Below are 18,395 nucleotides of genomic sequence, written 5' to 3'. Positions count from 1 at the left end.
GTGCCGAAAAAAAACGGTCTGCGTCAGTATTGAGGAGGATTTATCGTGTCCAATCACATCCTGGAAAGCGGGGACAACCCGGAGCTTGAAGCGCTGTTCGACAGCATCGCGACACAGCAAAGCGAGGCCGAGCCGCCGCCCGCCGCTGCGCCCGAAGCCGTCGCCGCCGCTCAAGCAACCGGCGCTGCCGGCGGTCCTACCTCGATGTACGAACAAATTGGTCAGTTAACCCGCAAAATGCATGATGCGCTACGCGATTTAGGCTACGACAAATCCCTGGAAAAAATGGCCGATGCGATTCCGGACGCCAAGGACAGGCTGACCTATATCGCCACCCTGACGGAAAATTCGGCCGAACGCGTGCTCAACGCCACCGATCTGGCCAAGCCCTATCAGGACCAGTTGGAAAGCAAGGCGCTGGAGCTGTCCTCACGCTGGGAACGGCTGTACGCCAACCTGCTGACCGTGGAAGAGTTCCAACAACTTGCGGCCGACACGCGCGGCTACTTAAATGAAGTGCCGGCCCAGACCCAGGCGACCAGCACCCAGTTGCTGGAAATCGTCATGGCCCAGGACTTTCAGGATCTGACCGGCCAGGTCATCAAGAAGATGATGGGCATGGTCAAGCTGTTGGAAAGCGAGCTGGTCAACTTCCTGATCGAGTTTTCGCCCGAGGCGAAAAAAGAAGAACTGGGCATGGGCAGCAATCTGTTGAACGGCCCGGTCATCAATCCGGAAGGCCGCACCGACGTGGTCAACAGCCAGCAACAGGTCGACGACCTGCTGGAAAGCCTGGGCTTCTAACGAACAACACGCAGAACTAGGCACGCGAGCAAGGCGTGGCGGGGGTGGAAAATGAGCGAATTTGCCGGCATGGAAGAGCTGCTGCAAGACTTCCTGATGGAGTCTACGGACCTTCTCTCCGATGTAGACAATAAACTGGTGGAACTGGAAAAGCGTCCGGAAGACAAAGCGCTGCTGAACGATATTTTCCGGGGCTTCCACACCATCAAGGGCGGCGCGGGCTTTCTCAACGTCGGCCCGATGGTCAATTTGTGCCACCGCACCGAAAACCTGTTCGACAAGCTGCGTAACGGCGAGTTGCACATCACCGCCGGCATCATGGACGTGATTCTGGACGCCACCGGCATCGTGCGCGACATGTTCGGCACCATGGGCCAGGGCCTGATGCCCAGCGACGCCGATCCGCGCGTGCTGGCGGCGCTGGACGCCGCGCTGGCCGGCGAAGCCTTGCCCGGCGACGCGCCGGCGGAAGCCGCCGCCCCGGTCGCCCCCGCACCAGCCGCGCCGCCGCCGGCCCCGCCGGCAGCAGCGCCCGCCGCCGGCAACGGCCAAGGCCCGGACTGGAATCAGCTCTACCAAGCAGTAGCCCCCGGCGCCGCCGCGGGCACTCCCGCCGCAGCGCCGCAAGCCACAGCCCCGGCTCCCGCGCCGGCCCCAGCTGCTCCGGCCCCTGCGCCGGTTGCCGCTGCGCCCGCGCCAAAAGCGCCGCCCAAGCCGGCGCCGAGCAAACCGGCGACCAATGCGCCCAGCAGCAGCGGCCCGCAGGAAAACACCATCCGCATCGATACCGTGCGCCTGGACATGGTACTGAACCTGTCCGGCGAAATCGGCCTGACCAAGAACCGGCTGACCACGCTGCGCACCGAGATCCTGCAAGGCAACCGCGACACCAATACCCTGCGCTCGCTGGACGAGGCAATCAGCCAATTGGACTTGCTGGTCGGCGATCTGCAGAACGCGGTGATGAAAACCCGCATGCAGCCGATTGGCCGCCTGTTCCAGAAATACCCGCGCTTGGCGCGCGACCTCGCGCGTCAGCTAGGCAAGGAAGTCGAACTGGTGCTGTCCGGCGAAGAAACCGAGCTGGACAAGACCATGATCGAGGATTTGAACGATCCACTGGTCCACTTGGTGCGCAATGCCGTCGACCACGGCATCGAGCAGCCGGAAGAGCGCATCGCCGCCGGCAAGAAGCCGCAGGCGCTGGTGCAGCTGACCGCAGAACAGGTGGGCGATCATATCCTGATCGAGATCACCGACGACGGCAAGGGCATGAACGCCGACGCGCTGCGCCGCAAGGCGATCGAAAAAGGCCTGATCGACCAGGAGAGCGCCAACTCCCTGGATGAAAAACAGTGCCTGCAGCTGATCTTCCTGCCCGGCTTCTCCACCAAGGACCAGATTTCCAGCGTATCCGGCCGCGGCGTGGGCATGGACGTGGTGCGCACCAATATCCAGAAGCTGAACGGCCGCATCGACATCAACTCGGTGCCGGGCGAAGGCACCCGCATCAGCATCTCGCTGCCGCTGACGCTGGCCATCCTGCCGGTACTGGTGGTGCGGGCCTGCAACCAGCCGTTCGCCGTGCCGCTGGCGATGGTGCGCGAAATCATCACCATAGACCCGAACGCGATTCAGGAAGTCTCCGGCAAGCCCACCATCGTGGTGCGCGACGAAATCCTGCCGCTGAAGACCCTGGCCGGCCTGCTGGGTTGGGAACCGACGCAAAAGCCTTATTTCGGCGTACTGATGCAGTCGGCGGAAAAATCCTTCATCCTGGCGATCGACTCCTTCGTCGGCCGCGACGACGTGGTGATCAAACCGCTGCAGAACATCCGCCCGAAAGGCGTGGCTGGCGCCACCTTGTCCGGCGATGGCTCCGTCGTGCTGGTACTGGACATGGAAGACCTGCTCTCCTCCAGCGAAACCAGCAACAGCGTCACTCGTTCCGCGGACTTGATCGCCACCTGAACAGAGGCATACCGGGACAATGACCTCGACTAGCGCCTTTATAGGCAGGCAGGCCGTTCTCAACCGCAACCAGCAGCTCATAGGCTATGAGCTGCTTTTTCGTCCCAGCGGCGAGGCCTCCGGCGTCGGCAAGCATACTGAATTGCAAGCCGACACCCAGGTGCTGGTCAACACGCTCAACAATATGGGCACCAGTTGGCTGATCGGCAGCAAGCTGGCCTTCATCAATATCGGCGAAGCCATGCTTAGCAGCGAGTTCCTTGAACTGCTGCCGCCGCGCCGCGTCATTCTCGACATCTCGCCGCGCATCGTGCCCTCCAATGAGCTGCTGTCGCGCGCGCGCCATCTGCGCTCGCTGGGCTTCGGCATTTCGCTGGACGACTTCAGCTTCGAGTCGCCGGCCGCAGCCTTCCTGGAACTGGCCAACTACGTCAAGCTGGACATCCAGCACCACGACACCAACCGCTTCCAGATGCTGGCGTCGCGGCTGCGCAGCTACCCGGTGATACGCATCGCCGAGCGCGTGGAAACCCACGCTCAGTTTCATCTATGCAAGGAATTGGGCATGGACGGCTTCCAGGGCTTCTATTTCGCCCAGCCGGAAACCCTGTCCGCCAAGGTCATCCACCCCTCCTTCCGCAACACGCTGGAACTGCTCAATCTCTTGCGCATGGACGCCGACATCCGCGATGTCGAACAAGTGCTCAAGCGCGATCTGGCGCTGTCCTACAAGCTGCTGCGCTACGTCAATTCGGCCGCGGCAGGTCTGAATACCAGCATCAGTTCCTTCTCCCACGCCGTCACCGTGCTGGGCTACCAGAAGCTGTACCGCTGGCTGACCCTGCTGCTGGTCACCGCCTCGGACGAAGGCCATGCGCCGCCGGCGCTGCAAAAAACCGCCGTCACCCGCGGTCGCTTCATGGAACTGCTGGGCAAGGCCCACGGCGAACGCCACGACACCTGCGACAATCTGTTCATCATCGGCATGTTCAGCCTGCTGGACGTGCTGTTCGACATGCCGATGGACAATATCCTCGAACACCTGCAACTGCCGGACCCCATCACCGAGGCGCTGCTGCACGAAAAAGGCACGATGAGCAGCTTCCTCAAGCTGGTCAAGGCCTGCGAGCACGGGCAGCTCAGCGGCGTGCCCGAATTGTGCGCCCAGCTCAAGCTCAACAGCGAGCAATTCAATCAAGCCCATGTCTCCGCGCTCGCCTGGGTGGAAGAACTCGGCTTATAATTCGCAGTCTTGCAGCCCGCAGCCTTAAAGCTTGAGACCGAATTCCCCGATGAAATTGCTTGCCATTGATTGTTCCACCTCGTATCTATCCCTGGCCGTAGACAACGGCGAGCGCACCTTCTCCTTTCACGAGAAAGTCGAGCAGAAACACGCCGAGCGCGCGCTGCCGGAACTGGCGCGCCTGCTGCAGCAAGCCGAGATCAGCCTGGAGCAACTGGACGCCATCGCCTTCGGCCAAGGCCCGGGCTCCTTCACCGGTCTGCGCATCGCCTGCGGTCTAGCGCAAGGACTGGCCTTCTCCGCCGGCCTCCCGGTGATCTGCATTCCAACGCTGGACAATATCGCCCAGCAAGCCGGCGCCGGCACGGTGCTGGTCTGCCTGGACGCCAGGATGCAGCAGGTCTACAGCGCTTGTTACCGCGTCACGGACGCTGGAGCGCCCGAACGGCTGGGTCCGATCAGTGTCGCCGCGCCTGAAGCGCTGAGCTGGCCGCAGGATGTTTCGATCGCGGCCGGCGACGGCTTCGAACGCTATCCCGCGCTACTGGAAAATGCCGGCGCAGCCATCGTCCGCGCCGAATTGCTGCCCAATGCCCTCGCCTATTTCCCGCTGGCGCGTAGCGGTCGCTATCCGCTGCTGCCCGCGCGCGAGGCCGAATTGCTCTATGTGCGCAATAAAGTCGCGCTGACCTCGCAAGAACAGCAACTGGCTCGGCAGAAATGAGCGAAGGCTATCGCATTTTCATCCCAACCGACGCCATCCAGCTGGCAGAACTGGAAAGCCGCGCCCACGCCCATGGCTGGTCCGCGGCGCAATACCAGGACTCGCTGCGCTGCGGCCACCAATTCCACGGCTTGTTCGCCGCGGAACAGCTGCAGGGCTTCGCCGTCACCCAGAGCGTGCTGGACGAGGCGGAACTACTCAATATCGTGATCGACCCGCAATGGCAGGGCCAGGGGCTGGGCGGCCGACTGCTGCGAGAACTGAGCGCCAGCCTGGCCGCCGCTGGCGCGCGACGTCTGTTTCTCGAAGTACGAGCCGGCAATGCCGTCGCGCGACATCTGTATCAGCGCCAGGGTTTTGTCGAGAGTGGCCTGCGCAAGAACTACTATCCCTGCGCCCACGGCCGCGAGGACGCCATCCTGATGGAGACCGGATTATGAATCGCTCGGCGCAGATCCAACGCCTGATCGGCCTGGGCCCCGGCTGGGAAGGCCGCCCGGGCTGGTTCGAACAACACCCGGCCGCGCTGCAGCGCAGCCTGTGTCAAGCAGAGTCAGCGGAAACCACAAACGCCGAGCCGGCCCCAGCCGTCATCGCCCCCATCCTGGCCACTCCCGCTCCAGCAAGCACTCCGCCACAGCCCGCGCCCAGCCCTGCCGAAGCGGCAACGCCTGCGCCTACACCCGTCGCCGCTCCGGCTGCCGTGCCGGCCATGGTTGCGGACACCGCGGCACCCTTGCTGGAATGGGATGCCTTGGAGCGCGCCGTGCGCGACTGCCGCGACTGCCGGCTGTGCCAGACCCGCACCCAAACCGTGTTCGGCCGCGGCAACAAGCAGGCGCGCTGGCTGCTGATAGGCGAAGCGCCAGGCGAGCAAGAGGATAAACAAGGCCTACCCTTTGTCGGCCGCGCCGGGCAGCTGCTGGACAATATGCTGAGCGCCACTGGCCTGGACCGTGACCAGGACGTGTACATCGCCAATGTGCTCAAATGCCGCCCGCCGGGCAACCGCAACCCCAGCGGCGATGAAATCGCCTCCTGCCAGAACTACCTGATCCAGCAGATCCGCCACATCCAGCCCACGCTGATCCTCGCGCTGGGCCGTTTCGCCGCCCAAACCCTGCTTCAGACGGAAAAAAGCATAGGCCAGTTGCGCGGCAAGCTGCACAGCTATCAGGATATCCCGCTAATCGTCAGCTACCATCCCGCCTATCTGCTGCGCAACCAACCCGACAAGCTCAAAGCCTGGCAGGATCTGGTGTTCGCCCGCAATACCTTCGCCCGCCTCCGGGATCAGTCTTGAGCATCGCTAGCGCAAGAACACAAACACAGCCCAAGCTCAGCTTTAGACCCGCCAACAAAACCCCTGACCCCGCGTTGCGCCTCCTTGTCGCACCACCTGTACTACCTGCGTCGGCGCGCCTTGGCTCAGGTTCTCTGCGAGGTGTTATTAGCGGCTCTCAACCGCGCAAAAAACCCCGCCAGGCACATACCTGACGGGGTTTTTTGATACCTGGCTAGAAACCGGCCCATAAAAAAACCCTTCTCCGTGCACCAGAGAAGGGCTCTTCTTTGCGTTCCCGCGGAAACCGGCTTATTTCAGCTTGGTTTCTTTGTACAGAACGTGCTTGCGAGCAACGGGATCAAATTTCTTGATCTCCATTTTTTCCGGCATCGTACGCTTGTTTTTCGTCGTGGTGTAGAAGTGGCCGGTGCCAGCAGTGGACTCTAGCTTGATTTTATCGCGCATGTTATTACCTCAGTAGCTTTCTCTGGTTGACCGCAATCAGATCTCGCCGCGAGCGCGCAGATCAGCCAGCACTACATCGATGCCAACTTTGTCGATGGTACGCAGTGCCGCGTTGGATACGCGCAGACGCACCCAGCGGTTTTCGCTCTCAACCCAGAACTTGCGATATTGCAGGTTGGGCAGGAAACGACGTTTAGTCTTATTGTTGGCGTGGGAAACATTGTTCCCGGTCATCGGACGCTTGCCGGTGACTTTGCAAACACGCGCCATGTTAAACACTCCCAAAACCGGTAAAAGCTGGCTTTATATCATAGACAAAGCCAGACACTCAAGCAGAAAACGCACCCGCCTACTGCTTAGGGTGCGATCGTGGATGAAACAGTCGGCGGCAATTGTACCGCATTTGCGACAGGGATGCGAGCATTTCTTGCGACCAAGGATAAGGCCGTCCGCGCCGCTCCTGTCGCCACCTAGGCGCGACATGCAACAACATGGTTCGAAGCGATTCAAATCGCAACGATTTCAGGGTAGAATCCCGGATTCCCATAGAGCCGTAATCTCATGACCAAGTACATCTTCGTAACCGGCGGTGTGGTGTCCTCCCTGGGTAAGGGCATTGCCGCTGCGTCCATCGCCGCCATCCTTGAATCTCGCGGGCTGAAAGTCACCATGCTGAAGCTCGACCCCTATATCAACGTCGACCCGGGCACCATGAGCCCGTTCCAGCACGGCGAGGTGTTCGTCACCGAAGACGGCGCGGAAACCGACCTCGACCTGGGTCACTACGAGCGCTTCATCCACGCGAAGATGAAGAAAAGCAACAACTTCACCACCGGTCAGGTTTACGAATCGGTCATCACCAAGGAACGTCGCGGCGACTACCTCGGCGGCACCGTGCAGGTGATCCCGCACATCACCGACGAAATCAAGCTGAAGATGCACGAAGGCGCGGCCGATGCCGATGTCGCCATCGTTGAAATCGGCGGCACCGTCGGCGATATCGAATCGCTGCCCTTCCTGGAAGCCATCCGCCAGATGCGCTCCAACCTGGGCCGCAAGAACACCCTGTATGTGCACCTGTCCTACGTGCCCTACATCGCCACCGCCGGCGAGATCAAGACCAAGCCCACCCAGCACTCGGTGAAAGAGCTGCGCGAGATCGGCATTCAGCCGGATGTGCTGCTGTGCCGGATGGACCGCGAACTGCCGGAAGACGAAAAACGCAAGATCGCGCTGTTCTGCAACGTTGAGGAAAACGCGGTCATCGGCTGTTACGATTCGGACTCCATCTACAAAGTGCCGGCCATGCTTCACGGCCAAGGCATTGACGACATCATCGCCGAGCAGCTGCAGCTGGATCTGCCCAAGGCGGATCTGTCGGTATGGGGCCGCATCATCGACGCGATCGAGCACCCGGACCACAGCATCAATATCGCGATGGTGGGCAAGTACGTCGACCTGACCGAATCCTACAAGTCGCTGACCGAGGCGCTGAAGCACGCTGGCATCCACACCCGCACCAACGTCAACATCATCTATGTCGACTCCGAGGAAATCGAGCGCGACGGCGCCGATTCGCTGAAGGACATGGACGCCATCCTGGTGCCGGGCGGCTTCGGCAAGCGCGGCGTGGAAGGCAAGATCAAGGCGGTGAAGTTCGCCCGTGAGAACAACATCCCCTATATGGGCATCTGCCTGGGCATGCAGATCGCGCTGATCGAGTACGCGCGCGACGTGGCCGGCATGGCCGGCGCCAACTCCACCGAATTCGACCTCGACACCGATTTCCCGGTGGTGGCCCTGATCGACGAATGGGTCAACCACGACGGCAAGGTGGAAAAGCGCGACGAGAACTCCAATCTGGGCGGCACCATGCGCCTGGGCGGCCAGCAATGCGATCTCGTTCCGGAGTCCCTGGCGGCCAAGATCTACGGTAACCATGAAATCGTGGAACGCCATCGTCACCGCTACGAAGTCAACAACTACTACATCCAGCGTCTGGAACAGGCTGGCCTGACCATCAGCGGCCGCTCCGCCGGCCACGAGAAACTGGTGGAAACCATTGAGCTGGCCAATCACCGCTGGTTCTTCGCCTGCCAGTTCCACCCGGAATTCACCTCGACTCCGCGCGACGGCCACCCGCTGTTCATCTCCTACGTGAAAGCGGCGCTGCAATATCAAGCGGACAAGCAAGGATCTAAAGCATGAAACTGTGCGGATTCGAAGTCGGCCTCAATCATCCGCTGTTCCTGATCGCAGGTCCCTGCGTGATCGAAAGCGAGCAGATGGCGCTGGACACCGCCGGCCAGCTCAAGGAAATCACCGCCGAGCTGGGCATCAACTTCATCTACAAATCGAGCTACGACAAGGCCAACCGCTCGTCCGGCGGCTCCTTCCGCGGCTTCGGCATCGATGAAGGCCTGCGCATCCTCTCGGAAGTGAAGCGCCAGATCGGCGTGCCGGTGCTGACCGATGTGCACAATGAGAACGAGATCGTGCAAGTCGCCAGCGTGGTCGACGTGTTGCAGACCCCGGCCTTCCTGTGTCGTCAGACCGACTTCATCCGCGCCGTCGCTCAATGCGGCAAGCCGGTCAACATCAAGAAGGGGCAGTTCCTGGCCCCGGGCGACATGAAGAACGTCATCGACAAGGCCCGCGCCGCCGCGCGCGAAGCCAATCTCGAGGAAGACAGCTTCATGTCCTGCGAACGCGGCGTGTCCTTCGGCTACAACAACCTGGTATCCGACATGCGCTCGCTGATGATCATGCGCGACACCCAGTGCCCGGTGGTCTACGACGCCACTCACTCGGTGCAGCTGCCCGGCGGCCAGGGCACTTCGTCCGGCGGCCAGCGCGAGTTCGTGCCGGTGCTGGCGCGCGCCGCGGTGGCGGCCGGCATCGCCGGCATCTTCATGGAAACCCACCCCGATCCCGCCTGCGCGATGTCCGATGGCCCCAACGCCTGGCCGCTGCCGCGCATGAAGGAATTGCTGACCACGCTCAAGTCGCTGGACGCGCTGGTCAAGCAGAATCCCTGGCCGGAACACTCCCTGTAAACGGCAGGCGCAGATCGCAACCGGCCAAGGCCGGTTGCGCGCCCTCCGCCCGAACACAACCAGCCTTTGAAGGAAATGTAAATGAGTTCGATCATCGATGTGGTAGCTCGTGAGATTCTGGATTCGCGCGGCAATCCGACCGTGGAAGCGGACGTATTGCTGGAATCCGGCGTGATGGGCCGCGCGGCGGTGCCCAGCGGCGCCTCCACCGGCGAAAAGGAAGCGCTGGAACTGCGCGACGGCGACAAGAGCCGTTACCTGGGCAAGGGCGTGTTGAAGGCGGTGGAAAACATCAACACCGAAATCTGCGAAGCCATCATCGGCCTCGACGCCAGTGACCAGGCCTTCATCGACAAGACCCTGATCGAACTGGACGGCACCGAAACCAAATCCCGCCTCGGCGCCAACGCGCTGTTGGCCGTGTCCATGGCCGTGGCCCGCGCCGCAGCCGAAGACGCCGGCCTGCCGCTGTACCGTTACCTGGGCGGCGCTGGCCCGATGGCCCTGCCGGTACCGATGATGAATGTGATCAACGGCGGCGCTCACGCCAACAACACCCTGGACATCCAGGAGTTCATGATCATGCCGGTGGGCGCGCAAACCTTCCGCGAAGCACTGCGCTGCGGTGCGGAAATCTTCCACAGCCTGAAGAAGATCTGCGACCAGAAAGGCTATGCCACCACCGTCGGCGATGAAGGCGGCTTCGCGCCCAATCTGAGCAGCCATGAAGACGCGATCAAGCTGATCCTGGAAGCCGTTGACGCCGCCGGCTACGTGGCCGGCCAGGACGTGATGCTGGCGCTGGACTGCGCCTCCTCCGAGTTCTACAAGGACGGCAAGTACCACCTGACCGCAGAAGGCCTGCAGCTGAGCTCCGAACAGTTCACCGACTACCTGGAAACCCTGGTCAACAACTACCCCATCCTCTCGATCGAGGACGGCATGAGCGAGCACGACTGGGACGGCTGGAAACTGCTGACCGAACGCCTGGGCTCCCGCGTGCAGATCGTCGGCGACGACCTGTTCGTGACCAACCCCAAGATCCTGGCCAAGGGCATCGAAGGCGGCCTGGCCAACTCGCTGCTGGTCAAGGTCAACCAGATCGGCACCTTGTCGGAAACGCTGAAAGCGGTTGATCTCGCCAAGCGTTCCCGCTATACCAGCGTTATGAGCCATCGCTCCGGCGAAACAGAAGACAGCACCATCGCGGATCTGGCCGTTGCCACCAACTGCATGCAGATCAAGACCGGCTCGCTATCCCGTTCCGACCGCATGGCGAAATACAATCAGCTGCTGCGCATCGAGGAAGAGCTGGGCGACGCCGCCTACTACCCGGGCAAAGCCGCCTTTTACCACCTGAAGTAAACTATGCGCTGGCTGACCCTGACTCTGGTGACAGTAATACTGGCCCTTCAATGGCCGTTGTGGTTTGGCAAAGGAAGCTGGCTCAGAGTCTGGCAGCTGGACAAGCAACTACAGGAACAGCGGGCGACCACGCAAAAGCTGGTGGCCCGCAACGCCGCGCTGGACGCGGAAGTGCGCGACTTAAAACAGGGGACCGATGCCATCGAGGAGAGGGCCCGCAATGAACTTGGCATGATTCGGAATGGTGAAGTATTTTTCCAATTGCTGGATCCGGTGAAGCCAACGCCACGCTAAACATCAGCCCGGACCCGCACGAGTAGAGCTGAACAGACAACAAGAATGACGTCCGGTCTAAAAAAGTCCAAGGTTTGGGCAATGACAACACAAAACCCCATCGAAGTCGCACGTGAAACGCTCAAACAGCTGACAGTGCGCAAGCTGTTGCCTACGCCGGAAAACTTCGAGCGGGTCTATCATGAGCTGACCCAAACACCAGTCGACCGCGACAACAAGCTCGCCGTGCTGCTGTTGCGCGCGCTGGAAACCCTGCCTCAGGACAGCGTGCAGGCCAAGGTCACGCTGACCCGTCTCAAACAGGTATTCGATGAAAACCGCTGGGAACAAGCGCCGCAGCTGATCATCGACTTCCTGCGCTCCACCCTCAACACCAACCAGCAGCAGCACAGCTGGGGCACCCTGATCCAGAACCTGATCCGCAACTGGGATTTGCGGCTGCCCAATATGCCGCAGCACCACAAGCAATCCACGCTGGAGCGGGTGCTGATCAACTACGGCAATCAGCCCGACGAATTGAACCAGAAGCTGGCCACGCTGATCCAGAACTGGACCCAGTCCGCCCCGCCCGGTGCCCCCGCCAACACCGCGGCCGAAGCCGCCGCGCCGACCGCAAGCGGAGACAATGAGGAAAACCTGGGCGACAGCTGGCTGGCCTGGCAGCGCACGCTGGCCTTCGCCCTCAAGCACGGCCTGGAGCCGCGACTGACCAGCTACCCAGAGCTGGTGGACGCGCTGGAAACGCTGCTGAATGAACTGAACCAGGTTGCCGACGACGCCACGCTCAACGCTTACATGCCCAAGCTGCGCGCCTTCATGATCAAGCTGGAACTGCAGTCGCAACAGGACAACCGCCTGGTATCGGCGATGACCAATCTGCTGCGCCTGCTACTGGAAAACATCGCCGAACTCAATCAATCGGACACTTATCTGGTAGGACAGGTGAACACTCTGCAGGACATCCTCAGCCATGAGCCCTTGTCCATGCAGCAGGTCTACCAGATGGAGTCCAGCCTCAAGGACGTGATCCGCAAGCAAGGCCAGCTGAAAACCTCGCTGGACGAGGCCGCCAGTTCCTTGCGCTCGCTGCTGGACCGCTTCATCTCGCGGCTGGCGATGATGACCGACAGCACCGACGACTTCCAGAACAAGATCAAGGATCACAGCGACCGCATCAAGCAATCGCAGAATGTGGAAGAACTGGGCAGCATCATCGGCCTGCTGATGGAAGACACCTCGCTGATGCAGCTGGACCTGACCCGCTCCCGCGACGAACTGCTGTCCGCCAAGGAACAGGTGGAAGCCGCCGAGCAGAGGATCGCCGAACTGGAGGGCGCGCTGGAAGCCGCCAGCGCCAAAGTGCGCGAAGACCAGTTGACCGGCGCTTTCAACCGCCGCGGTCTGGCCGAGCACTTCCAGCGCGAAATCAGCCGCGCCGAACGCACCGGCGCGCCGCTGAGCCTAGCGCTGCTGGATGTCGACAACTTCAAGCAGCTGAACGACAAATACGGCCACCTGGCCGGCGACGACGCCTTGAAATACCTGGTGGACACCATCAAGCACAGCCTGCGTCCAGCCGACATCGTCGCTCGTTTCGGCGGCGAGGAATTCGTGATCCTGATGCCGGACACCCCGGAAGACGAGGCCGTCTCCACCGTGCAGCGGCTGCAGCGTGAACTGACCAAGACCTTTTTCCTGGCCAACAACGATCGCTTGCTGATCACCTTCAGCGCCGGTGTCGCCAAATGGCATCTGGGCGAGCAAGAAGCCGATGTGCTGGAACGCGCCGACCAAGCGATGTACCAGGCCAAGCTCAACGGCAAGAACCGGGTGCACTCCGCGGAGGAACAACCGCCGTCGCTGATGGCGCCGCAGTTATAAGCCCTGAGCGACGCTTCGACTTCCTCTCGGCGGCGGCTAGTTACCGCCGCCTTTTTTCATCCTCTTGCCGGCCTCGGCGCGCTGGCGCCGCACCGTCTTGGGGTCGGCGATCAAGGGCCGGTAGATTTCCACCCTATCATGCTCGCGCAGCGCCGCATCATCCTTGACCGCCTTGCCGAAGATGCCCAGCTTCAGGCTATCCGGCTCCAATTGCGGGCAGCGCGCCAGCAAGCCGGACAGCTCCACCGCCTGACGCGCGGTCGTCCCCGCCGCCACCTGCAAGACCACCAGTTCCTGACGCTCGGGCAAGGCCAGCGCCACCTCCACCTGCACCTGCACCGTCTCAGTCATCGCCATAAACCTTGTCGGCCTCCTTGATGAAGGCATCCACCAGGGTGCCGGAAATATGACCGAACACCGGCCCGATGACCATTTCCAGTATCTTGCTGGAAAACTGATAGCTGAGGCGAAACTCCACCTTGCAGCCGATCTCGCCCAGGGGCTTGAAGTGCCAGCGCCCTTCCAGCTGCTCGAACGGACCGTCCACCAGTTCCATCAGAATGGACTCACCCGGCTGATTGGTGTTGCGGGTGGTGAAATGCTGCTTCACCTTCAGGTAATCGATGTGCAGGCTGGCCACCACCTGGTCGCCCTCCCGTGACAGCACTTCGGTCTTGCCGCACCAGGGCAGGAACCGGCTGTAATGTTCAATATCGTCAACCAGCGCAAACATCTGCGCCGGCGTGTGCGCCACCAGCACGCTTTTCTCAACCACCTGCATCCATCGCTCGCTTATCGTCTGCGCCCATCCCGCGCCGCGGCGGGGGAAATCGTCGGCACCGGTAAAATCGCAAGTTTAGCAAAATCCGGCGCGGCCCACCCGCCCGCGTCCGCCCGCACGCGCCAAAGCGCTGTATTTTCATGGCTTTGGCAAGCGGCCGGCTTCTGGTACAATGGAGGATTCACCCCAAAGATACTCCGATAGCCGACATGAGCATCATCCAGAACCGCAAAGCCTTCCACGACTACTTCATCGAGGAAAAGCTCGAAGCCGGGCTCGTGCTGGAAGGTTGGGAAGTCAAGGCCATACGCGCCGGCCGCGTCCAGCTGAAGGAAAGCTACGTGGACTGGAAAAACGGCGCGTTCTGGCTGATCGGCTGCCATATCACGCCGCTGCAATCCGCCTCCACCCACGTCAAGGCCGACCCGGTGCGCCCGCGCAAGCTGCTGCTGTCGCAAGAGCAGATCAATCGCTTCATCGGCAAGGTTGAACGCGCCGGCTACACCATGATGGCGCTGGACCTGCACTACACCCGCGGCAACGTCAAGGCGGAAGTGGGGCTGGCCAAGGGCAAGAAGCTGCACGACAAGCGCGACACCGAGAAGGACCGCGAATGGCAGCGCGAGAAGCAGCGCTTCATGAAGAACCAGCGCGGAGCCGCCTGATGAACCGCAGCGCCGCCCTGCCCATCGTGCTGATCTGCCTGGGATCGGTCTGGTTCCTGAAGAGCACCTCGCTGCTGCCCAATACCTCCACCCTGCTCGCGCTGCTGCTGGCCGCCGCCGGCGTTCTGCTGTTCATCGTCGACGGCTTCAACAAGTCCACCTTGATCACCAGCCCGCTGCTGATCTACGCCGGCGCCGCCATCTATCTGTACGACAATTCCGGCCTGCGTCCAAGCCATCTGCTGTCGTTCGGCATGATCATCGCCGGCCTGCTGATGCTGCTGGCGCGCAGCGAGCAGATTCCGGAGCGCAGCCGCCGCCACAGCCGGCTGCCGCCGCGGGACATCGAACAATGAATTCGGGCGCGCACCGCCGCACGGCTCGCCGCCCGTCACAACATCTCAATCGTCATGGCCACACGGCTGACAACATCTCCTGAAGGATAGGCATGGACAAAATCCTCATTCTCGATTTCGGCTCTCAGGTCACCCAGCTGATTGCCCGCCGCGTACGCGAAGCTCACGTCTACTGTGAGCTTCATTCTTTTGACATGTCGCTGGACGAGATCCGCGCGTTCGCGCCCAAGGCCATCATTCTTTCCGGCGGCCCCAACTCGGTATACGAATCCGACTACCAGGCCGATCCGGCGCTGTTCGAGCTCGGCGTTCCGGTGCTGGGCATCTGCTACGGCATGCAGTTCATGGCCCAGACCTTCGGCGGCAAAGTGGAAGCCGGCGACAAGCGCGAGTTCGGCTACGCCCAGATCAAGGCGCGTCACCACTCCAAACTGCTGGAAGGCCTGCAGGATCAGGTGGACGACGCCGGCAACGGCTTCCTCGACGTCTGGATGAGCCACGGCGACAAAGTCACCGGCCTGCCGCCGGGTTTCAACGTGATCGCCGAGACCCCGTCCTGCCCGATCGCGGCGATGGCCGACGAGAGCCGCGGCCTCTACGGCGTGCAGTTCCACCCGGAAGTGACCCACACCAAGCGCGGCACCGAAATGATCCACCGCTTCGTGCTGCACGTGGCCGGCTGCAAGCCCAGTTGGACCATGCCCAACTACATCGACGAAGCGGTAAAGAAAATCCGCGAGCAAGTGGGCGACGAAGAAGTCATCCTCGGCCTGTCCGGCGGCGTGGACTCCTCGGTGGCCGCAGCGCTGATCCACCGCGCCATCGGCCCGCAACTGACCTGCGTCTTCGTAGATCACGGCCTGCTGCGCCTGAACGAAGGCAAGATGGTGATGGAAATGTTCGCGCAGAACCTGGGCGTGAAAGTGGTGCACGTGCAGGCGGAAGCCGACTTCATGAGCAAGCTGGCCGGCGAGAGCGATCCGGAGAAGAAGCGCAAGATCATCGGCGCGGAATTCATCGAGGTGTTCGACCGCGAATCCGGCAAGCTCAGCAACGCCAAATGGCTGGCCCAGGGCACCATCTACCCGGACGTGATCGAATCCGCCGGCGCCAAGACCAAGAAGGCCCACACCATCAAGAGCCACCACAATGTGGGCGGCCTGCCGGAAGACATGAACCTCAAGCTGCTGGAACCGCTGCGCGAGCTGTTCAAGGACGAAGTGCGCCAGCTGGGCGTCGCGCTCGGCCTGCCGCACGACATGGTGTACCGCCACCCCTTCCCGGGCCCGGGCCTGGGCGTGCGCATCCTCGGCGAAGTGAAGAAAGAATACGCCGATCTGCTGCGCCAGGCCGACGCCATCTTCATCGAAGAACTGCGCAACACCGTGGATGAGAAAACCGGCAAGAACTGGTACGAACTGACCAGCCAGGCCTTCGCCGTGTTCCTGCCGGTGAAATCGGTCGGCGTGATGGGCGATGGCCGCACTTACGACTACGTCGTCGCGCTGCGCGCCGTGGTCACCAGCGACTTCATGACCGCGCACTGGGCGGAGTTGCCGTACAGCCTGCTGGGCCGCGCATCCAACCGCATCATCAACGAGGTCAAGGGCATCAACCGCGTAGTGTACGACGTGTCCGGCAAACCGCCTGCCACGATCGAGTGGGAATAATATTGCATTAGTCGCTGACATTCAGCAGCTATCGTAAAAATCAGCAGCCCCGGGTATTAGCTCGGGGCTTTCTCTTTTCTGCTTTCGACAACTATCGATTGAAGACGGAATTTTTTACCGGTATTCTTGACGGTATTCCCTATCCGTTTCATCGACTCAAAACACCATACCGTCACAGCGCAAAGCGCATTCTGACGGTATAAATCAGGCTGATATTCAGCACTGGCGCGGCTTTTAGCGGTTTTACCGCCAGCCCTGGCGATGACGGTAAAAACCTGCCCCCGGAGACGGTAACCGTGCTGACAGATACCAAGCTGAAGAATCTCAAGCCACAGGACAAGCTTTACAAGGTCGCCGACCGCGACGGCCTCTATGTAGCCGTGTCCCCTGCCGGCACCATCACATTCCGTTACGACTACCGTCTGAACAACCGTCGCGAAACCCTGACCATTGGCCGATATGGGCCGGCCGGCATCACCCTGGCCGCCGCGCGCGAGGCCCTGATCGAGGCCAAGAAGGACATCGCCGCCGGAAAGTCGCCGGCCAAGGAAAAGCAGCGCGGCAAAAAGCAAGAACGGGCCGCCAAGACCTTCGGCGAGTTTACCGTCGCTTGGCTGGAAGATTACGCCATGGCCGAGAGCACCAAGGCCATGCGCGAGAGCATCCTGAACCGCGATATCTTGCCCACCTTCAAGAATCGTAAGCTCAGCGAGATCAGCGACGAAGACCTGCGCGACCTGTGCGACAAGATAAAGGAGCGCGGCGCGCCGGCGACGGCCGTACACGCGCGCGAGATCGTCCAGCAGATTTACCGCTGGGCCATCGGGAAGGGGCAGAAAGTTGTGAACCCGGCCGATACCGTCAGCGCGTCGTCGATCGCAACCTTCAAGCCAAAGGATCGCGCACTATCTCCGGACGAGATCCAGATCTTCTTCGCACAGTTGGAGAACGTCAGCACGCTGCCGACTATCCGCCTGGCGCTCAAGCTGGTACTGCTCACGATGGTGCGCAAGAGCGAGCTGCTCAATGCGACTTGGGACGAGGTGAATTTTACAGATGCGGTGTGGACCATCCCGGCGGGCAGGATGAAGGCGCGCCGGCCGCATAACGTCTACCTGGCCCAGCAGGCCTTCGACATCATGGTGGCGCTCAAGACGTGCGCCGGCGGCTCGAAGTTCATTCTGCCGTCGCGCTATGAAGGGGATAAGGGAATGTCGAATTCGACCCTGAACCGGGTCATTGATGTGACGGTGGAGCGGGCGCAGGCGCAGGGCCAGGCGCTCGAGCCATTTTCTGTCCACGACCTGCGGCGGACTGGCTCGTCGCTCCTCCATGAGGCGGGATTCAATAGCGATTGGATCGAGAAGTGTCTGGCGCACGAACAGAAAGGCGTGCGCGCGGTGTACAACAAGGCGGAATACTCTGTGCAGCGGCAGCATATGCTGCAGGAGTGGGCAAGCATGGTGGACGGCTGGATCGCAGGAAAACCATACAAGCCTTCGCTCCTGCCGCCCACGATGTAGGCTCATGCGGCCTTCTTTGTGGGCCGTGTCTTGCGCTGGTGGACATCCGGCCCGAGAACCTTTTCTGCGTCGTTGACGGCCTCTTTGCGCGCCTGAATCCAGTCCGCCACCTCGTCATAATCCCAGACCACGCAGCGGGCGGTAAGCGGGAAGCGCTTCGGGAACTCTCCGCGGCGCTCCATCTCGTAGATAGTCGAGTCAGCCAGCGGGACCATTTTGCGCAGCTCGTCGCGGCGGATGGTGCGTTTCAGGTTGGTATTCATTGCAATTCCTTATCTAAAAAAATGGTGAAGGGCCGCCCTCGGGCAGCCC

General features: G+C 61.5%; 20 protein-coding genes. 15 read left to right on the top strand and 5 right to left on the bottom strand.

Annotated elements, in window-relative coordinates:
• The first annotated feature begins 45 nt into the window (after positions 1–45).
• Genes cheZ through VI26_RS14775 form a run of 6 tightly spaced genes read left to right on the top strand, consistent with a single transcriptional unit; the run spans position 46 to position 6,045 of the window.
• On the top strand, positions 46–804 hold the full coding sequence (gene cheZ / locus VI26_RS14800) for a protein phosphatase CheZ (protein ID WP_048410524.1): 759 nt from the start codon (positions 46–48) through the stop codon (positions 802–804).
• A 51-nt stretch (positions 805–855) separates the two neighbouring features.
• A complete protein-coding gene (locus VI26_RS14795) occupies positions 856–2,775 on the top strand; it encodes a chemotaxis protein CheA (protein ID WP_048410523.1) in 1,920 nt (639 codons plus the stop codon).
• Positions 2,776–2,794: 19 nt separating this feature from the next.
• The gene (locus VI26_RS14790; RefSeq protein ID WP_048410522.1) at positions 2,795–4,018 is read left to right on the top strand and encodes an EAL and HDOD domain-containing protein; all 1,224 of its coding nucleotides are present in this window, start codon (positions 2,795–2,797) and stop codon (positions 4,016–4,018) included.
• Between the two features lie 49 nt (positions 4,019–4,067).
• The gene (tsaB, locus tag VI26_RS14785; protein ID WP_048410521.1) at positions 4,068–4,742 is read left to right on the top strand and encodes a tRNA (adenosine(37)-N6)-threonylcarbamoyltransferase complex dimerization subunit type 1 TsaB; all 675 of its coding nucleotides are present in this window, start codon (positions 4,068–4,070) and stop codon (positions 4,740–4,742) included.
• Positions 4,739–5,182: a ribosomal protein S18-alanine N-acetyltransferase gene (rimI, locus tag VI26_RS14780; protein ID WP_048410520.1), complete on the top strand. Its 444-nt coding sequence runs from the start codon at positions 4,739–4,741 to the stop codon at positions 5,180–5,182. The genes tsaB and rimI overlap by 4 nt, the downstream gene beginning before the upstream one ends.
• Positions 5,179–6,045: a uracil-DNA glycosylase gene (locus tag VI26_RS14775; protein ID WP_048410519.1), complete on the top strand. Its 867-nt coding sequence runs from the start codon at positions 5,179–5,181 to the stop codon at positions 6,043–6,045. The genes rimI and VI26_RS14775 overlap by 4 nt, the downstream gene beginning before the upstream one ends.
• Positions 6,046–6,336: 291 nt before the next feature.
• Here the strand turns inward: VI26_RS14775 and rpmG are convergent, their stop codons facing one another.
• Positions 6,337–6,492 (bottom strand): 50S ribosomal protein L33, encoded by a 156-nt coding sequence (gene rpmG, locus VI26_RS14770; RefSeq protein WP_017506994.1) that lies wholly within the window; start codon positions 6,490–6,492, stop codon positions 6,337–6,339.
• Positions 6,493–6,528: 36 nt separating this feature from the next.
• Positions 6,529–6,762, bottom strand: coding sequence for a 50S ribosomal protein L28 (rpmB, locus tag VI26_RS14765; protein WP_011137003.1), 234 nt, complete (start codon positions 6,760–6,762; stop codon positions 6,529–6,531).
• Between the two features lie 291 nt (positions 6,763–7,053).
• Between rpmB and VI26_RS14760 the strand changes: the two genes are divergently transcribed.
• From VI26_RS14760 to VI26_RS14740, 5 genes are all read left to right on the top strand, one after another.
• Positions 7,054–8,700: a CTP synthase gene (locus VI26_RS14760; RefSeq protein WP_048410518.1), complete on the top strand. Its 1,647-nt coding sequence runs from the start codon at positions 7,054–7,056 to the stop codon at positions 8,698–8,700.
• Complete coding sequence (gene kdsA / locus VI26_RS14755) at positions 8,697–9,548, top strand: 3-deoxy-8-phosphooctulonate synthase (RefSeq protein WP_048410517.1); 852 nt, start codon at positions 8,697–8,699, stop codon at positions 9,546–9,548. The genes VI26_RS14760 and kdsA overlap by 4 nt, the downstream gene beginning before the upstream one ends.
• A gap of 81 nt (positions 9,549–9,629) precedes the next feature.
• On the top strand, positions 9,630–10,913 hold the full coding sequence (gene eno, locus VI26_RS14750; RefSeq protein ID WP_048410516.1) for a phosphopyruvate hydratase: 1,284 nt from the start codon (positions 9,630–9,632) through the stop codon (positions 10,911–10,913).
• A 3-nt stretch (positions 10,914–10,916) separates the two neighbouring features.
• On the top strand, positions 10,917–11,207 hold the full coding sequence (ftsB, locus tag VI26_RS14745; protein WP_019103546.1) for a cell division protein FtsB: 291 nt from the start codon (positions 10,917–10,919) through the stop codon (positions 11,205–11,207).
• Positions 11,208–11,288: 81 nt separating this feature from the next.
• Positions 11,289–13,088, top strand: a complete 1,800-nt coding sequence (locus VI26_RS14740; protein ID WP_048410515.1) for a GGDEF domain-containing protein — start codon at positions 11,289–11,291, stop codon at positions 13,086–13,088.
• Positions 13,089–13,124: 36 nt separating this feature from the next.
• On the opposite strand, the gene VI26_RS14735 is transcribed toward VI26_RS14740, so the two are convergent.
• Positions 13,125–13,439, bottom strand: a complete 315-nt coding sequence (locus VI26_RS14735) for an RnfH family protein (protein WP_048410599.1) — start codon at positions 13,437–13,439, stop codon at positions 13,125–13,127.
• Positions 13,432–13,869 (bottom strand): type II toxin-antitoxin system RatA family toxin, encoded by a 438-nt coding sequence (locus VI26_RS14730; protein ID WP_048410514.1) that lies wholly within the window; start codon positions 13,867–13,869, stop codon positions 13,432–13,434. Before VI26_RS14730 ends, VI26_RS14735 begins: the two co-directional genes overlap by 8 nt.
• Before the next feature lie 209 nt (positions 13,870–14,078).
• Here VI26_RS14730 and smpB point away from each other — a divergent pair, with 209 nt between their 5' ends.
• From smpB to VI26_RS14710, 4 genes are all read left to right on the top strand, one after another.
• Positions 14,079–14,534 carry an SsrA-binding protein SmpB gene (gene smpB / locus VI26_RS14725; protein ID WP_048410513.1) on the top strand — a complete coding sequence of 152 codons (456 nt, stop codon included), beginning with the start codon at positions 14,079–14,081 and terminating at the stop codon, positions 14,532–14,534.
• Positions 14,534–14,890: a hypothetical protein gene (locus VI26_RS14720; RefSeq protein WP_048410512.1), complete on the top strand. Its 357-nt coding sequence runs from the start codon at positions 14,534–14,536 to the stop codon at positions 14,888–14,890. Before smpB ends, VI26_RS14720 begins: the two co-directional genes overlap by 1 nt.
• A gap of 86 nt (positions 14,891–14,976) precedes the next feature.
• Entirely contained in the window at positions 14,977–16,560 is a 1,584-nt protein-coding gene (guaA, locus tag VI26_RS14715) for a glutamine-hydrolyzing GMP synthase (RefSeq protein WP_156183897.1), read from the top strand.
• Positions 16,561–16,856: 296 nt separating this feature from the next.
• The gene (locus tag VI26_RS14710) at positions 16,857–18,083 is read left to right on the top strand and encodes a site-specific integrase (RefSeq protein WP_048410510.1); all 1,227 of its coding nucleotides are present in this window, start codon (positions 16,857–16,859) and stop codon (positions 18,081–18,083) included.
• Between the two features lie 2 nt (positions 18,084–18,085).
• Here VI26_RS14710 and VI26_RS14705 read toward each other — a convergent pair whose 3' ends face one another.
• Entirely contained in the window at positions 18,086–18,346 is a 261-nt protein-coding gene (locus tag VI26_RS14705; protein ID WP_048410509.1) for an AlpA family transcriptional regulator, read from the bottom strand.
• Positions 18,347–18,395: the final 49 nt, after the last annotated feature.

It is taken from the genome of Chromobacterium sp. LK1, assembly GCF_001043555.1.
Classification (GTDB): domain Bacteria; phylum Pseudomonadota; class Gammaproteobacteria; order Burkholderiales; family Chromobacteriaceae; genus Chromobacterium; species Chromobacterium aquaticum.
Note: the sequence above shows the minus strand (reverse complement) of the source record. Positions and strands in the feature narration are given on the sequence as shown.

Coding starts and splice junctions, on each gene's coding strand:
- VI26_RS14720 (WP_048410512.1), top strand. CDS start 14,534: ATGAACCGCAGCGCCGCCCTGCCCATCGTGCTGATCTGCCTGGGATCG.
- rpmG (WP_017506994.1), bottom strand. CDS start 6,492: ATGCGCGATAAAATCAAGCTAGAGTCCACTGCTGGCACCGGCCACTTC.
- tsaB (WP_048410521.1), top strand. CDS start 4,068: ATGAAATTGCTTGCCATTGATTGTTCCACCTCGTATCTATCCCTGGCC.
- VI26_RS14740 (WP_048410515.1), top strand. CDS start 11,289: ATGACAACACAAAACCCCATCGAAGTCGCACGTGAAACGCTCAAACAG.
- VI26_RS14735 (WP_048410599.1), bottom strand. CDS start 13,439: ATGACTGAGACGGTGCAGGTGCAGGTGGAGGTGGCGCTGGCCTTGCCC.
- rpmB (WP_011137003.1), bottom strand. CDS start 6,762: ATGGCGCGTGTTTGCAAAGTCACCGGCAAGCGTCCGATGACCGGGAAC.
- smpB (WP_048410513.1), top strand. CDS start 14,079: ATGAGCATCATCCAGAACCGCAAAGCCTTCCACGACTACTTCATCGAG.
- VI26_RS14760 (WP_048410518.1), top strand. CDS start 7,054: ATGACCAAGTACATCTTCGTAACCGGCGGTGTGGTGTCCTCCCTGGGT.
- VI26_RS14775 (WP_048410519.1), top strand. CDS start 5,179: ATGAATCGCTCGGCGCAGATCCAACGCCTGATCGGCCTGGGCCCCGGC.
- ftsB (WP_019103546.1), top strand. CDS start 10,917: ATGCGCTGGCTGACCCTGACTCTGGTGACAGTAATACTGGCCCTTCAA.
- VI26_RS14795 (WP_048410523.1), top strand. CDS start 856: ATGAGCGAATTTGCCGGCATGGAAGAGCTGCTGCAAGACTTCCTGATG.
- VI26_RS14705 (WP_048410509.1), bottom strand. CDS start 18,346: ATGAATACCAACCTGAAACGCACCATCCGCCGCGACGAGCTGCGCAAA.
- rimI (WP_048410520.1), top strand. CDS start 4,739: ATGAGCGAAGGCTATCGCATTTTCATCCCAACCGACGCCATCCAGCTG.
- VI26_RS14790 (WP_048410522.1), top strand. CDS start 2,795: ATGACCTCGACTAGCGCCTTTATAGGCAGGCAGGCCGTTCTCAACCGC.
- kdsA (WP_048410517.1), top strand. CDS start 8,697: ATGAAACTGTGCGGATTCGAAGTCGGCCTCAATCATCCGCTGTTCCTG.
- VI26_RS14730 (WP_048410514.1), bottom strand. CDS start 13,869: ATGCAGGTGGTTGAGAAAAGCGTGCTGGTGGCGCACACGCCGGCGCAG.
- eno (WP_048410516.1), top strand. CDS start 9,630: ATGAGTTCGATCATCGATGTGGTAGCTCGTGAGATTCTGGATTCGCGC.